15 protein-coding genes are annotated in these 15,142 nt (G+C 63.3%); 6 read left to right on the top strand and 9 right to left on the bottom strand.

Annotated features, from left to right (window positions below; all coding sequences use genetic code 11):
- Window positions 1–119 precede the first annotated feature (119 nt).
- The 6 genes from ACTHLF_RS10320 to ACTHLF_RS10295 all read right to left on the bottom strand — a co-directional run bounded on the left by ACTHLF_RS10320 (window position 120) and on the right by ACTHLF_RS10295 (window position 8,584).
- Window positions 120–2,279, bottom strand: coding sequence for an alpha-galactosidase D (locus ACTHLF_RS10320; RefSeq protein WP_440327166.1), 2,160 nt, complete (start codon window positions 2,277–2,279; stop codon window positions 120–122).
- Between the two features lie 24 nt (window positions 2,280–2,303).
- Window positions 2,304–4,532: an alpha-galactosidase gene (locus tag ACTHLF_RS10315; RefSeq protein ID WP_440327164.1), complete on the bottom strand. Its 2,229-nt coding sequence runs from the start codon at window positions 4,530–4,532 to the stop codon at window positions 2,304–2,306.
- A gap of 5 nt (window positions 4,533–4,537) precedes the next feature.
- Entirely contained in the window at window positions 4,538–5,482 is a 945-nt protein-coding gene (locus tag ACTHLF_RS10310; protein ID WP_440327162.1) for an aldose 1-epimerase, read from the bottom strand.
- Between the two features lie 177 nt (window positions 5,483–5,659).
- The gene (locus ACTHLF_RS10305) at window positions 5,660–6,346 is read right to left on the bottom strand and encodes a FadR/GntR family transcriptional regulator (protein WP_440327167.1); all 687 of its coding nucleotides are present in this window, start codon (window positions 6,344–6,346) and stop codon (window positions 5,660–5,662) included.
- Window positions 6,347–6,469: 123 nt separating this feature from the next.
- On the bottom strand, window positions 6,470–8,128 hold the full coding sequence (locus ACTHLF_RS10300) for a methyl-accepting chemotaxis protein (RefSeq protein WP_440327160.1): 1,659 nt from the start codon (window positions 8,126–8,128) through the stop codon (window positions 6,470–6,472).
- A 132-nt stretch (window positions 8,129–8,260) separates the two neighbouring features.
- The gene (locus ACTHLF_RS10295) at window positions 8,261–8,584 is read right to left on the bottom strand and encodes a hypothetical protein (RefSeq protein ID WP_440327158.1); all 324 of its coding nucleotides are present in this window, start codon (window positions 8,582–8,584) and stop codon (window positions 8,261–8,263) included.
- A gap of 229 nt (window positions 8,585–8,813) precedes the next feature.
- Here ACTHLF_RS10295 and ACTHLF_RS10290 point away from each other — a divergent pair, with 229 nt between their 5' ends.
- Window positions 8,814–9,146 carry a hypothetical protein gene (locus ACTHLF_RS10290; RefSeq protein WP_440327156.1) on the top strand — a complete coding sequence of 111 codons (333 nt, stop codon included), beginning with the start codon at window positions 8,814–8,816 and terminating at the stop codon, window positions 9,144–9,146.
- Window positions 9,147–9,180: 34 nt separating this feature from the next.
- Here ACTHLF_RS10290 and ACTHLF_RS10285 read toward each other — a convergent pair whose 3' ends face one another.
- Window positions 9,181–10,182 (bottom strand): hypothetical protein, encoded by a 1,002-nt coding sequence (locus tag ACTHLF_RS10285; RefSeq protein WP_440327154.1) that lies wholly within the window; start codon window positions 10,180–10,182, stop codon window positions 9,181–9,183.
- Window positions 10,183–10,276: 94 nt separating this feature from the next.
- Window positions 10,277–10,618, bottom strand: coding sequence for a ribonuclease E inhibitor RraB (locus ACTHLF_RS10280; protein ID WP_440327152.1), 342 nt, complete (start codon window positions 10,616–10,618; stop codon window positions 10,277–10,279).
- Between the two features lie 227 nt (window positions 10,619–10,845).
- Between ACTHLF_RS10280 and ACTHLF_RS10275 the strand changes: the two genes are divergently transcribed.
- Window positions 10,846–11,211 carry a hypothetical protein gene (locus ACTHLF_RS10275; RefSeq protein ID WP_440327151.1) on the top strand — a complete coding sequence of 122 codons (366 nt, stop codon included), beginning with the start codon at window positions 10,846–10,848 and terminating at the stop codon, window positions 11,209–11,211.
- Window positions 11,212–11,261: 50 nt separating this feature from the next.
- On the opposite strand, the gene ACTHLF_RS10270 is transcribed toward ACTHLF_RS10275, so the two are convergent.
- Window positions 11,262–11,453 (bottom strand): hypothetical protein, encoded by a 192-nt coding sequence (locus tag ACTHLF_RS10270; RefSeq protein ID WP_440327149.1) that lies wholly within the window; start codon window positions 11,451–11,453, stop codon window positions 11,262–11,264.
- 702 nt (window positions 11,454–12,155) lie between these two features.
- Here ACTHLF_RS10270 and ACTHLF_RS10265 point away from each other — a divergent pair.
- The 4 genes from ACTHLF_RS10265 to ACTHLF_RS10250 form a co-directional block, all read left to right on the top strand.
- Window positions 12,156–12,617, top strand: coding sequence for a CC0125/CC1285 family lipoprotein (locus ACTHLF_RS10265; RefSeq protein ID WP_440327147.1), 462 nt, complete (start codon window positions 12,156–12,158; stop codon window positions 12,615–12,617).
- The gene (locus ACTHLF_RS10260; protein WP_440327146.1) at window positions 12,614–12,994 is read left to right on the top strand and encodes a hypothetical protein; all 381 of its coding nucleotides are present in this window, start codon (window positions 12,614–12,616) and stop codon (window positions 12,992–12,994) included. Before ACTHLF_RS10265 ends, ACTHLF_RS10260 begins: the two co-directional genes overlap by 4 nt.
- A 1,210-nt stretch (window positions 12,995–14,204) precedes the next feature.
- Window positions 14,205–14,510, top strand: coding sequence for a hypothetical protein (locus ACTHLF_RS10255; protein ID WP_440327144.1), 306 nt, complete (start codon window positions 14,205–14,207; stop codon window positions 14,508–14,510).
- A 169-nt stretch (window positions 14,511–14,679) separates the two neighbouring features.
- Window positions 14,680–15,142: recombinase family protein (locus tag ACTHLF_RS10250; RefSeq protein ID WP_440327142.1), on the top strand; the 463-nt coding region annotated here is incomplete at its 3' end.

Raw genomic sequence — 15,142 nt, 5'->3', positions numbered from 1 at the left:
TGGGTGGGGGGGGGGGGGGGGCGCGCTTTTGTTTTGGCCCCACCCCCCCCCGCGCCCCCCCCCGCTCCCACAAGATGCTTCTACACTTACTGCGTCTTACGGGTCATGCCGCCGCAGCCTCAGGGGCAGCCCGGCGCGGGTGCACCGACGCGCGGGCTGACCACGATGCGGTCGAGGTCGGGTGCGAACCCAGAAGGGTTGCCCAGCTGCAGCGTGTTGCTTCCCTTCAGCAGCGATACTTCCAAGACGCGGGCCGCCGGGTCGTCGAAGCTGCTCCCATCCAGGTCGAGCTGCTGCGGGTTGCGTCCATTCACCGTCAGGAACAACGAGCGCGGTCCCTTCGTCGCGTAGTCGATCTCGAGCTGGTAAACGCCGGCACGCGGCACGTCGACATGCGTGAACGTGACCGCGTTCGCCGCCCCGCCACCGATGTTGCCCGCCTTCGCAAGGCCCGAGAAATAGTTGCTGAAGCCCGCGGTGACCGTGCCGCCGAGCGTCGCCGATTCCGCCTCGTAGACGCTGGCCACCGGTGCCGGCACGCCCATGCCGTCACGGATAACGATGCGATCGAGGTCCGGCGGGTAGCTCACCGCGTTGCCGAAGCGGATGCGGTTCACGCCCTTGCGCAGGCAGACCGGCAGCGTGCTCGATGAAGGCAGCTGGAAACTGCCGCCGCCTGAGTTGAACGTGTGGTACGCGCCGTCGTTCACCTGGTAGAGGTATGAACGCAGGCCCTGGGTCAGCGAATCGACCTGCATGAGGTACACGCCATCGCGCGGCACGCTGATGTTATTGAACGTCACCGTGTTGTCCGCACCGAGGCCGAGGCCACCGACCTTGTTGCCGGCGGAGCAGCCCTGGCACGCGAAGACCTGCGCATTGCCATCGAGTGCCGCGGCTTCCGCCTCATACGCGGCGGAAGGGCCAGCGGGCACCTGCCCCGGCAGCCGGTCCACGAGGAGTAGTTGCGTGCCGTGGGCAGGCAGGACCACCTCGTGCTGGAGCACCGATGGGCCGAGCTCACTGTGCGACCACAGGTCGCGCACACGGAGCGCACCGACGGCACCGAGCACGCGCCACGGCAGGACCACCCGGGCCGGCGCAGCGTTCATGTTGAACAGCGCCACGTAGGAGCGGCCGTGGCCAAGGTCGCTCACCCACACCGGGTGATCGCCTCCGAGCACCTGGCGCGCCGGGCGCCCGGACTGGTCGACGGCCAGCACCTCATCGTTCGTCGCGATGCGCACGCCTTCCGGATCGAGCTGGGTCAGGTCGCCGCCGAGATACAGCGGTGCATTGGCCATCGACCAGATCGTCATGGCCGAACGCTTCTCGTCGTCGGTGAGGCCATCGCGCGCACCGTCGGCGATATCCAGCGAGTCCAGATCGTTCCAACCCTTCGTGGGGCCTGCCGCATCCTGCCAGCCCGGCAGGTCGCGGAAGCGCTTTTCGATGCGCGGCCAGTTGGTGAGCGTGGCGCAGCGGCCTTCGCATTCCACGTCGTCATCGATGCGCCGCGCGTTCGACCAGGTAGACCAGATGTTGTTGTAGTCCTTGCCGACCTGCCACGACACGGTGAACCACATCGGCCGGCCACTCTTCGCGATCGCCTTCGACCACGCCACTACGTCGTCGCGGTTATCGATGCTCAGGTCGTCGCTGTACGAGCCGGGCGTGACGCCATCGAGCTTGATGAAATCCACGCCCCATGACGCGAACAGCGCGACCACGGAGTCCATGTACTCCTGCGCACCGGGCTTCGAAAAATCGATCTTGTAGTGGTACGGCGACTCACCAGGCCCACCGAACGCATTACCGGCACGGTGTGGCAGCGCAAGAATGTCCTGGATATGCCGGTCCGTACCGAGGATTGGAAAGTTGGCCTGCACGGCCGGCTCTTCCACGCCCGGAATCCAGTAGATGCCGGCCTTCTGCCCATTCGCATGGATGTGGGCGATCAAGGCCTTTATGTCGGGGAACGTCGCGGGATCCGGCGTTGGCCGGCCATTCGCGTCGAACCCGCCCATCCAGCCGGAGTCGAGGTTGATGTAGGTGTACCCATGGGCCTGCAGACCCGACGCGGCGAGCGCGTCGGATTGCTTCACCATGTTGGCCTGCGTCAGGAACGCAGGATCCACGGTCTGCTGGCTGAAACTGCTCCAGCCGAGGTACGGACCTTGTGCCACGCCATTGACCTGGGCGGCGGCGGAACTGGCCAGGGCGAACAAACCACAGGCCAGGGCGAGACGGCGGAGCGACGGAACATGACGTACAGGCACGGCGCGACTCCTTGCGGGGGGAAACTAGCGCTGTTCGAACACGACTCCTGCGGCGTCGAAATCGCCCTTGATCTGCAGGTCGAGGCCGTGTTCCATCCAGTACGCGCCGCTGGCGGCGTCGGGCGTGCCCGGCGCGCCGGCGCCATGGATGAAGCGGATGCGGTAACGCGCGTTCGCGTCGAGGCCCTGCGGACGCAGCGTCGGGAACGCCCTGCCCTCCTCGCCATCACGCTGGAACGCGAACAGCACGGCCTGCATTCGATCGGCCGACACTGAATTCGTCGCGGACCAAGGCGCGCGCTGTTGCGGCGAGAGCAGGCGATAAAGGTCACCCCGCTGCACCGTGGCGCGGATGGCCTTGTACTCGGCGATGTAATGGCGCGCGGTGGCGTTGTCGGCGTCGGTCCATTCGAGCAGGTTGGCGCCGATACCGAGGCCGCCCTGCATCGCGGAAAGGAAGCGGAAATCCAGTGACAGCGCACGCTTGTTCGCCCAGCTCGGCGAGGCCGTGACCCAGGCCATCATCGCGGCGGGCGTATAGGCCTGGCTGAAACCATCCTGGATGGCGAGACGATCCGAGGCATCGGTGTTGTCCGACGGCCACACTTCGTCGGTGAGCGCCATGACGCCGAGGTCGACGCGCGCGCCGCCGCCGGAGCACGATTCGATTTCCACGCCCGGGTGCTTCGCGCGCAGGCGGCGGAGGATGTCGTACAGGTTCCGCGTGTAAGCGACATACACCTTCTGCTGCTCATCCGGGGCCATCTGCGGCCAGCCCGGCTCGGACCAGTTGCGGTTGTAGTCCCACTTGAGGAACTGGATGTCGTTTTCCGCGAGCAGCTTGTCCAGCACCTCGAACACATGCGCCTTCACGTCCTCACGCGCGAGGTTCAGCACCAGCTGGTTACGGCCCTCGCTACGCTGGCGATCCGGGAAGTTGAATACCCAGTCGGGATGCGCGCGATACAGGTCGCTGTCGGGATTCACCATCTCGGGTTCGACCCACAACCCGAAGCTCATGCCCAGGCCATGCACCTTGTCGATGAGCGGCTTCAGGCCATTGGGGAACTTGGTCCGGTTGACGGTCCAGTCGCCGAGCCCGGCGTGATCGTTGTTGCGCGCACCGAACCAGCCATCGTCGACGACGAAACGTTCCACGCCGAGCTTTGCAGCCCGCTCGGCCAGCTTTATCTGGCCGGCTTCGTCCACCTTGAACTCGGTGGCTTCCCACGAGTTGTAGAGCACGGGGCGCAGCTTCGCGTTGTCGCCACCAGGCAGGATGCGGCTGCGTTCGAAGCGGTGGAGGAGCCGCGATGCTTCACCCATGCCGTCGCCCGTATAGCCGCCATAGAACACCGGCGTATCGAGTGACTCGCCGGGCTTGAGGCGATAGCCGAAATCGAACGGGTTATAGCCGCCGGTCACACGGACCTGGCCCAGGATGTCTTCGTCGACGCGGATGCTCCACGAGCCGCTCCACGCCAGCGCGCCGAACCATACATCGCCGTGCGTCTCGTCCCACGCCCCGCCGCGATTGATCGCGAACCACGGGTTGTTTTCATCGCCCGTGGAGCCGCGCCGGCTTTCCAGCACGGTCGCGCCCGGCGTGATCGCGCGCGTCTGCAGGTGCCATTCGCCGGCCCAGGTGCCGGTGAGGTAACGCAGTGAATAATCGCTGCCGGAAGGCAAGCTCCAGGTCGCCGCGGCGGCGCTGTCGATCGTCCGCGGCTGCTTGCCCTTGTTTTCGATATGCGCGGAGCGGCCGATGACACCCGTGGCATCGTCGGCGATGTAGTGAAGCGTGACATCCACCCCGGCTTGTTTGTCGCTGAGCACGATGTCGAGTGCGCCGTGGTCGATGCGGTAGCTGTCGTAGCGCAGGATCAGGTCGCGGTTGCCATCGTCGAGCTTTACCTTGAGCGCCGGCATCGCCGTGATATTGCCGCCCCACCCCGCGTATTCCTGCCGCGACAACGCGCCCTTCGGATCGAACGAGGAACGTTCCGGCGCCGGCATGGCCGGCCCCAGCGGATCATCCTTGGCAAGCCGCGCGCCCCAGTAAAGCGTCTGCAGCTTGCCGTCCGGATCCACGCCCATGGCGTAGGTAACCTTGCCCGCGTCGAGACGGAAGACGTGCGAGGCCGTGTCGTAGCGGACGGCCGCATCGCGCGGCGCAGGAGCGGCTGCCAGCGGGGTGGCGAAGATGGCAGCGATAGCCAGGGCAAGCCGGGTGGCATGGGCGTGGTGCTTCAACGTGGTTACCCCTTCTCGGAAACGCGGAACGCAAAGGATCGTGCAAGAGATTCGCCGGGCGCGAGCACGGACATGCCGTGCGCCGCGGCGCCGCCGGGCTGGTTCACCGCATTGACGGGGTGATCCACGGGCTCGAAACAGAAGAACGATTCATCGGCGGGGACGTACAGGACATACGTATCCACATCGCTGGTGACATCCAGGCAAAGGCGTTGCTGCGGCCAGGTGATGCGGGCCGCGCCGGTCCAGCCCTGGAACGCGTTGTTGAGGCCGCCTGCAGGCAGCGGCCGATCGGAAGAAAAATCCCACGCCGGCGGCACCGCGTCGCGCGCGACCGGAATGAGGTTCCGTTCGTCATTGCGCCACACGGAGCGCGCCGGGGCGTGCAGCTGCACGCTACCGTGGCGGGGAAAGAAAGGGTGCAGGCCCAGGCCGAACGGCAGCGCGGACGGGCCGTGATTCGTGACGGACAGCTCGACGCGGAGCGTGTCGTGTTCCAGGTGGTAGGCCATGCGCGCGCCGTAGGCGTAGCCGCCTTCGACGGTGTCGTGCAGAGAGAATACGGCGGCATCGGGTTGATGCGAATCCACCTGCCACGCGCGCTGCCAGCCCGTGCCGTGGATCGGGTAGTCGTCGTCGGCGCGATTGCGCGCCAGGTCGATGCGGATGCCATCGTGGCTGAAGCCGCCGCCGGTTATGCGGTTGCTCCAGGGGATGAGGGGGTAGCAGGCCAGGGTGTTGGGGTCGGTCGGCGCGTGTGCGGCGTCGATGGAACCATCGCGCGCAAGCGCGCTCCCACAAAGGGCTTGGCGCATCAGGGGGATGGGGCCACCGTAGCCCAGCCAGTCGAAGTGCGCTATGCCGCCGCCCACGTCTGGCAGCAGACCCACGCGTAAGCGGTCGGTGGTCAGTTCCAGGACGTCGGAACAGTCCCGATTCTTCCCCTGCATCCCCACACCCTTCCCAAGATGGATAGCGGCGAACCTGAGGGGTAATTGTAGTATTTTATGACTATCAGCGATCAAGCTGCGCCGCAGCATGCCTGCTGTTGTGGGAGCGCGCTTCCGCGCGATGGCTCTTGCCTCAAGCCCCATCGCGCGCAAGCGCGCTCCCACAAGATCAAAAGCTTACCGGCGGCGACGGATGTTCCGGCGGGATGCGTCGACCATCTCCCGCATCGCCTCGCGCGCGGCGTCCGGCTGTTTGCGGCGGATCGCGTCGAGGACCAGCGCGTGCTGCGGAAGCGCGGCCTTGAAATCGACCGCCTTGCTCGCCGAGAGCAGGAAGTACTGCGCCAGCGCAGTCTCGATCACCGTGAACAACGACACCATGAGCTCGTTATTGGTGGCCTGGAGCATGGTCTCGTGGAACGTGAGGTCAGCCTCCGCCCAGGCATCGAGGTCTTCCGCTGCCGCCATGGCCTCATAGGCTTCCTTCAACGCGGCTAGCTGAGCCGTGGTCCGCCGTTTCGCAGCCGCCGCGGCTGCGCCCGGCTCGATCAACTCGCGCATTTCCACGAGCTTGTCGACGAAGTCGGCGGTGGGCATGGACGCGCAGCGCCAGGCGAGGACGTCCTGGTCGAGCTGGCGCCAGTGGACGGCTTCGCGCACGCGCGCCCCGGTGCGCTGGCGGGATTCGATCAGGCCCTTCGCCACCAGCACCTTCATGGCTTCGCGCAGTGCGGTACGGCTGACATTGAGCTTTTCCGCAAGGATATCCTCGCGCGGAAGACCCTCGCCCGGTGCCAGTTTGCCGCTGACGATGAGCTGGCCTAACTGGTTGACTACCTGGCTGTGCAGGTTGCGTGCTGCCACGGGCTTCAAAGGGGGCGCTCCTTGTCTGGACGCCCACACGGTATTCGCCAGCCAGCGGCGTGGCAAGGTGGTTGCAAGCGCAACGTCCGGAACCCGTGCCCGCACGGGTTCCGGTGACCTCGGTTAAAACTCGGTCCAGATGGCTTCTTCTGCAACCGGCGTACGGGCGGGCGCGCGAACGGCGGCCGGCAGCGCGCGATCGTTTGAACGCGATGCCATCGGCGCCTGCCGCTCAGGCGCGGCAGCCTCCTCGCCGCCGATGCTGAAGAACGCCACCTGGCGCATCAGCTCCTCGGCGAGGTCGAGCATCTGCTTGCTCGCGGCGCTGGCCTCTTCGACGAGGGCGGCGTTCTGCTGGGTCACTTCGTCCAGCGCGGTCACGGCACCGTTGACCTGCTCAATGCCGGCCGATTGCTGCAGGGAAGCCGCGGCGATGTTCCCGACCAAGCCCGACACCTTCGTCGCGCCCGTACCGATCAATGCCAGGGCCTCGCCCGTGCGGCCAACCAGCACGGCGCCCGCGTCCACGCGTGCGGAAGCGTCCGCGATAAGCTTCTTGATGTCGCGCGCGGCGGCGGCACTGCGCTGCGCGAGGGAGCGCACTTCGCTCGCGACCACCGCGAATCCACGCCCCTGCTCACCCGCACGGGCCGCCTCGACCGCTGCGTTGAGTGCGAGCAGGTTGGTCTGGAACGCGATCTCGTCGATCAGCACGGCGATCTCGCCCACGCTGCGGCTGCTGCGGGTGATTTCACCCATGGCGACCACGGCTTCTTCCGCCACCGACTGCCCGGACGCTGCATCGCCATGCAGCGACGTGGTGAGTTCCCGCGCCAGTTCGGCGCCTTCCGAGTTCTCACGCACGGTGGCCGTCATTTCTTCCATGGACGCGGCCGTTTCCTCGAGCGAGGAGGCCTGCTCCTGGGTGCGGCTCAAGAGATCGTCCGTTCCCGCGGAGATGTCGCGCGCCGCGTAGGTCACCAGCTGCGCGTTGCTGCGCACCTGTCCGACGATGCGGGTGAGCTGCTCATCCATCGTGGCCAGCGCGCGTAGCGTGTCGCTCAGTTCATCCCTGCCCTGCACGTCGAGCTGGTGGTTGAGTTCGCCGCGACTGATCCGCGCAGCCACGTCGCGCGCACGCAGCAGCGGTCGCACCACGGCGCGGGCAAGCAGGACACCCAGTAACGCCACGAGCAAGGCGGCCGCGACCAGCACACTCACGGTCACGATGACGGTGTGGCGCTCGCGGGCCGCTGCGGCGCGATAGTCTGCGTCGGCCTGCTGCTCGTTCACGGTGATGATCTGGGAGATCTGCGCGGTTGCCTGGTCCATGGCCGGGCCGACTTCCTTGATCAGGAAGGCGACAGCGTCCTTATCGCCGTGCGCGAGTTTGTCCAGGAGATTTCCGAGCCGGGTGTCGGAGGTGTCACGCGCCGCGATGAAGGCCTTGGCGGCTGCGCGCTCGTCATCGCTGGTCACCAACGCAGGGAAATAGGTGGACCAGTCTTTCCCGAGTTTCGCCTGGCTGGTTGCGATGCGCTCCCGCGCTTCGGCAAGGGCTTCGGGTGTGCCGCGCACCATGGCGCGGTTGATCGCGTTACGTTCATCCATGAGTGAGGCGCGAACTTCGCTGACGTGCACGATGGGGATGAGCGATGTGCGATAGATCCCTTCGAGACTCGCCTGCGTCTTGCTAAGGGCGAAAAGCCCGGTACCGCCGATAACGACGGCGGCGACAAGCGCCGCCGCCATGGTGAAGATGATGCGCCACCTGATTGTCATGATGCCCGTACTGCCAGTGCGAAAATGCTAAGACGGTAACGGCAGTAGCTGTCGTGGCTTTAGTCTCGAGATTTCTTGCGCTTGCGCGGTTTTCTTAGGCGTAGCTTAGCGATTACTCGCGCCGTTATTCAGTCAGTGCTTTTTTGCATCAGCCGCCCTTTGCGCGTCGGTGCTCGTGTTCGTGCCTTGGCCTTTAGGTGTCGCCGGAACGGGCGATCCATACTCGTCTTTTTTTCTCGAATCACGCGAATGGGTCGTGTTCACAGCATCGTTCCAATGCTGATTCTGCTCGTGTTTTTTTGAATCAGCGGTTTCATTGACCATTTGCGGAGCCGAGTTCGCAGTCTGCGATTTAGACTCGATGGGCGAGTCGTTCGATCTGGCTGCGTCCTGAGCCGAGGCACACATACTCATCGAGATGCCGAACATGGCGATGCTGAGGGTGGTGATTCGCATGAGATCTCTCCTGGCTGCGGGGTTTTGACGCTCTCACGCGTCGTCTCACGGAAGCGCCGACAGCCTGTGAAGAGGGCTGCGGCTAGCATTTCAATTCGCCCGGGTAAATCGCCTTCATCACATAGGTGAAATATCTGCCGAACTTTCATACACGTCGGTCCTTGCGCACGCAAAAACGTGCGGTATAACGATCCGTCATCGTTAACGCACCCGCAGTCGTAGTCGCCGTATGCTCCGCCAGCTCCATCGTCGTCAGAACCTTTCGCTCATCCTTTCCGTCCTTGAACTCGCTGGTATAAGCACCCCGCAGGCACAAGCCGACGCGCTCGGCAATATCGCCACGGCGCGCAAACTCTCCCGAATGCTGATAGGCGGCAACGTCCCGTCAATGTTCGCCCGTGGCGCCGAACACGCCTTTGGCGTCAAACGGGGCTGGATGGATCTTCCGCACAATGCCCCGCCACCGCTGCCGGCACGGCTGGGCGTGGTCGCCGTTGAGCCGACTTCCGCGGCTGAGTCGTTACCGCCATCGGCCTGTGAGGAGGCCGACGTTCCCGCGTAGCGAAATCAGTGCGCTTAGCTGTGATGCGCGGCAATCAGGTCACCATCTCCATGGCCGGGAATACGTCCAACGGCAACGGCAGATGCCTGTCAGCGCGGATGTGCCGGCTGATCTGGACCAGCTCGTACTCGGTGCGGATGCCGCGCCGGCCACGCCACTGCCGAACGCGTGTCCTGCACGCGAGCAGGTCGCCTTTCAGCAGGGTGATCCTTCCATCCTCGACGGCGGCAAGGAAGGGTTCGTCGGATATCCGGGCGGTGACGGCCGCTTCGCCATCGGACAGCCGCCATGCCCGGGTATCCGTGCCTGGACACGCTGCCATGGAGAAGAGCATGTCCCGGACATCATCGATGTGCAGGACTTCTTCGTCGGACGGCACGGCAAAATAGATGCGCTCATCGCCGCCAACAATCACGTTGAGCACGCCTTCGCTCCCAAGCGCGAATATCTCCACGCCGTGCTCGCCGAGCGGCTTGATGACACGCTCCAGGGCATCCCGGACGGCCAGGTTGTTCAGGAGGTCAAGTGCGTGACGCCGGACCTCATACATATCCTCGCCGGCATGGACACGTACACGCGCGAAGCCCTGTGCGTCAGGCGTGATCGGCTCGACGTGCGACACCGTGCGGCCGCGGAGCCATTTGAGGAGCGAGAAGAGGCCCTTCCCGACAATGCCGACGGCCGTGAGGATCGCGGTCGCGTTTGCGAATGCCGCGCTCGACTGCCCGGTAAGAAAGTCACGCACCGACTGGAGCCACTGCACTCCGGCGACAAAATCGATGTTGAAGCTTCCCGACTTGAACGGGCCTTTGATGTGCACGTCGATCTTTACGGCATCGCCGTATAGCGCGTGAGCTGAGGCTTCCAGGAGATCGGACATGGCGATCAGGGCGGGCGCCAGGTCACGCCGGTGCATTTCATGCGCGATGAGCGCGGGGCCGTCGTACGTAAGGCGAAATTCGGTCATGCCAGTCATGCTAACCCCGGGCTCTCCGTCGTGTGATGAGAAGGTTGCCCGGTGCGCAATCGTCGCCACGGGATCGCGTCATCCTGCCACGCGACCCCGTTCCGTTCTGTAGGCGCAGCCCTCGCGGATGCGAAGGGCTTTTCGTTTTTCCTGTAGGGGTCCCTCAGTTCTGGGCGATGCAGCCCCAGCCATCCAGGACGCCACCGAACCCTTCGGACTCGCCTTCGAGGGCAGCCTCGAACGCGGAGATGTTTTCGTGGCTGGGTTCCATGAATGGATGGAGAAACACCTGCCACGGCATCTCGTCGCTATCTTCATATTCGGAGAACGAGACCTTCTGGCCCTGCCTCAGCATGGCCACGCAAAACTCAAGCGCCGCCTGCTCCGTCTCGAACAGGACAGCGAAGTCGATTTCGCGCGGGATCGAGAGGTTGTCGCCTTCGGCAACCATCTGGCGGAGGACCTGGCCGTTATCGTCGTCGGGAAACATCAATTCGTCACTCATCGGTTCACCATTGGCGGGTGGAGGATGATCCGATTATGCGCGCGATGGCCGGTCCGGTCTGTACGCTGCCCCAGACATTGACCAAGTAGGTCGTCGCCCTTGAGACCAGCAGCGCGGAAAGGCCAGCCACTGCGCAGAGCGTGTCTGTAGGAATTTCCCTACACCGCAATGCCTGTTAGTCGAGCTGTGGCTCGGCTGCTAGGATCCCTCGGAACCGGGAGGACCCTATGAAACGATACATCGGCGTTCTGTGCGTAGTGACCTGTGCGGCTCTCCACGTCACGGCTGTCCACGCCGAAGAGAAGCCGAAGCTCACGTGCGACCGGGGTGGCCAGATCGGAAAGTACGGTGGTACTGACTGGTTAGTATATGGCTGCTCGGACGGCAAGACTCTCGCCTTCGTGACCGCCCAGGGCAATCCAGCCTCCCCGTTCTACTTCATGCTCACGCCCAAGGACGGCAATTATCAACTCTATGGAGAGGGCAACGGCGACAAGAGGCTCACGGACGCCGCATATGCCGATCTGAAATCGCTAACTCCAGCGCAGATCGACGCACTTCTCTCCAGCCGCGGACCATCGACCGGCCAATAGCCACTTCACGATCAAGTGCGTGCTTTAACGCAAGGGATCGCGGCCAACGGTCAGCGGCCGCCGCCCGGATCGCCATCGGATTGCGGGGAGTTCGGCGCGGCAGGATCATCTACCGCCCGGCGATCTTTCTTCGGATCGTCCCGGTTCGGCTCCTTCGGCGGAGGGTCCTTCTTCGGCGGCTGTTTGTCGACGGACGTAGGGTCGCCGATGGGACCCGGGTTGCTGATCTGATCGTTGTTCATTAAATACTCCCATGCGGTCATCAGTCGGACTGGCCAAACCTGCGCGTGGGGCTGTGATATCGGCGTCACCGGAGCATGGAGAGCCGGCATCATCTTCCCGGGGCGAGACGATACGTGGCGACGTTTACCTTCCAACCGAAATGGAAAGAAAGGCCAGCTACGGCTCATTACAGGAAGAACATCACATGGACTTACCGTCACTAATATCTACAGGCTCATGTGCGCTCACACGTCTCGGGCCCTGCCGCAGCTCGTTCTGCGTAGCGTGGTACTCGATCGCCGACGCAGCGATCCTCTGCGCCTTCTTCGTTTTCTGGTTCCGTGACACTGCCAAGCACGAGGGCCGCAGGAAGGCGATTCGCTACTTTCTGCCGATCGCCATTTTTGTGGCGGCCTCAGTTGCGCTGTGCGTGTATCTGGCGATGGACTGACGGCTTGTTCATCACGAAATGATGGCGATTCGTTCGTCCGTGGAGAACTTTAACCACGCTGGACACGAGTGGTCCGAAGAAGATGCCGTGCAGCCGCGAGTGCGACGCCGGGAGACGCCCAGATGGTGCCGGAGTGGGCCCCACATGCCTAGTATTGGCGCGGCCTACAAGCCATCACCAGTCCACTTACTCCCAAAGTTACTCATATCCCTCCCCGGCTGGACAGGGGATAGAATCCGCTCGGGGTGAGGCCCAACCGAGGGAACAGGGTATGAAGAAGGTATTTCTAGCCGGGCTGTGCCTGGCAATGGCCGGGTGTGCGACCGGCTACAAGGCAAAGAGCTGGTCGGGCGGGTTCAGTGAGACCCAGCTTTCTCCTGACACGTTCATGGTCAACTTCGCGGCCAACGCTTACACGACCCCTGAGCAGGCGTCGGACTTTGCCATCCTCCGGGCGGCAGACAAATCTGAGGCCCTAGGCTGTGCCCATTTTGCCATCCTGAATGGGGCGGAGACAGCGGTCACCGGGGCGATGACTGTCAACACGGCCGCCTATGGGGAGAACACAGCCATGTCCACAGGTGGAGTGTTCCCTATCGTGAAGCCCAATTCAAAGCTCATGGTCCGCTGCTTTAAGGGGCAACCCGCAGGCACCCAGGCGTTCGATGTGGCATTCATCCAGTCGAGCATCAGGGGCAAGTACAAGCTCAAACAGTATGCGGTGGCGAAATGATCGGGCTGGCGCTGGCGGCCATCCTCGGGGCTACCCAGCCCTCGGTCCAACCCGAGCTAGGTAGTACGGAGGCGTTCTTGCGGGGCTGCCACACCGCCGCTAGCGACGAGGATCCGCATAACGTGGACCGATTGCTGGAAGCGGCAACCTGCATCGCTTTTGTTAAGGGCGTCTCGGCCACCGTCGGAATGCTCTCGCCGGTGAAGATCGGTGACGTGGAGATCTGCGCACAGGACGGAGTTGCGCCCATGCGGATCATTCGGCGGATCGTCGCGATCGACACGGACGACCCCGCTAATCTCAAGGGCTATACGGATCGCCTGATCGTCAGCGTAGCAATGGCCCAGATCGCCCCTTGCGGTAAGCCCAAGAAATGAGCACATCCAAGCGACCGGATATTTCCGAGTAATTTACTGATACCCGTTGTTCTCAGTCGGCTTGATTCCTTTGATAGTTAATCAAGGCCATCGGGTTCAATGCCCCCTAGAACCTCCTACACATACCCCACTACAAGGGCTACCTGTTCTGGGTATGGGTAGGTATAGGGTAAGAGCTACGCGGCTGATGGTGCCCCGCTTCTATGAGCCTATTGCCCATTGCTGCTGACGGCACCGTCGTGCATGCTCGCTACTGATGACGTGAAGGGTCAAGCATGCGAGAGCCGATAGAGGTTGGTGACCACTGGGTGGTCGTCGAGACGACACCAGCCCTAGGCCAGCCTGAGGCTTGGGGAGCACGGTGGGCAGTGTATGCGAGCCAGAAGCTCGCCATTGACGATTCAGGGTTCCAAGGCTCGTCCCTCGTTTCGGGGACAACTGCGGTGTTTCCTTCCCGCGATGATGCCCACGCCCAAGCGATGATGGATGCAAGCCGGACCGGCTCAGTAATCAGCGGCACCTATCGAGCTACCGTCACACCCTGATAACAGGGCCGGTGTATGGTCGAAGACCACCCAAGGGGGTGTTCTAGATGGCCTCCATCAGGAGGCAACATGATTGAGGTTCCGATTAGCCCCGACCGTGTGACCGGTGAGACAAGGTCACTCTTCTACAATGAACACGGATACGAGATTCGCGTTGGGCACCGGGTCCAAGCGTCGTACCGCCTGGAGGCTGTGTTCTACCTCGTGGGCCGATTCGATCGTGAGCATATTTCGCTGGTCCACGGCCTTCAGGACGCTGGCGAGTTCGGAATGGCCCGATGGATCGCGCGTAACCGGAGGGGATTGAGCTACCCCTGAGCCTTGGTGAATCAACCGCACTGGCGGTCGCGAAACCATCTGGGTTTTCCGTGGGTTTCGCTTGGGTTTCCGCCACCTTCTGGTCGCTGATCTGCCATTACTACTTTTCGCTACTTTAGTGAACAGCGATGTCTAAATGTCTCTACTTTAGACGTCACTGTTCGCCATGCCACCTCGTCTCACTGCGTGATGGGCTGGCTCTGAGGGCCCTACTACAAGGCGACCTCACCGACAGCTACCACCCTACAGGGTCACCCGTGGTTGCCTTGTGGCGCACCCCCTACAGGCCGAATCTGGGCCATTCCGTGAGTAGCCTCCCGACTCACAAATATCAGCAGGAGTAGCGCGTGGACGAAGAACTCAACATCGCAGGCAAGGACTGGCTGACCGAGGTAGAGGCAGCGCACTACTGCGGGGTCTCCGTCCGACAGTTTCAGGGGCATTACTCGGCCCTTGGCCTGTCACCCAGGAGATTCATGGGCCGGAAGCTCTACGGGCGGGCTGAGCTTTACGCGGCGATTGAGCGGTCGCCACTATGGGATGGAACCGAACATGCAGCCGTCGTCAAAACTGGGGCCGTGCTCACACACCTGCCGAACCTCACCGGGACAAGGATGAGGCCCTACAAGCCTAGGAAGAAAGCTGCGGACTGACCATGGCGTAGGAGAGCCCTTTTACTAGTCAGATAACTCACGGCACGTAGGTCCACGACATTAAGCCTAGATGAGCCTAGTTTAGGCCCGTCTTGGCTGTCAGGAGCACGCAATGTGTCCTGCAAGCGTCGTGCTGCCCGTCCCAAGCCCGTTACCAGTGGCTGCGTACATGCGTATGTCCACGGATATGCAGCAGTACTCCATCACGAACCAGACGCGGGCCATCACTGGCTACGCCAACTCGCACGGGATGTCGATCGTACGGACCTACCGGGATGACGGGCGTAGTGGGCTGACCATCGAGCATCGGCCGGGGCTTCTTTCCCTTGTACGGGATATTTCCCAGGGCCCACCCGGCTTCACCGCCATCCTCGTGCTGGACGTAAGCCGCTGGGGCCGATTCCAGAACTCCGATGAGGCCGCCTACTACGAATTCCTGTGCTGGAAGGCAGGCGTTCGCGTCTGCTACGTCGGGGAACTCTTTGAGAACGACGGTACGCCCTTCGCGATGGTGGTCAAGGGCATCAAGCGGGCCATGGCCGCCGAGTACAGCAGGGAGCTGTCTGCGAAGACGTCAGCGGGTCAACGACACATGGCTAGCCTTGGATTCCACCAGGGAGCCCTGTCTGGGT

Source organism: Luteibacter sp. (assembly GCF_051958795.1).
GTDB lineage: Bacteria > Pseudomonadota > Gammaproteobacteria > Xanthomonadales > Rhodanobacteraceae > Luteibacter.
This window is presented reverse-complemented; position numbering and strand designations above follow the sequence as displayed.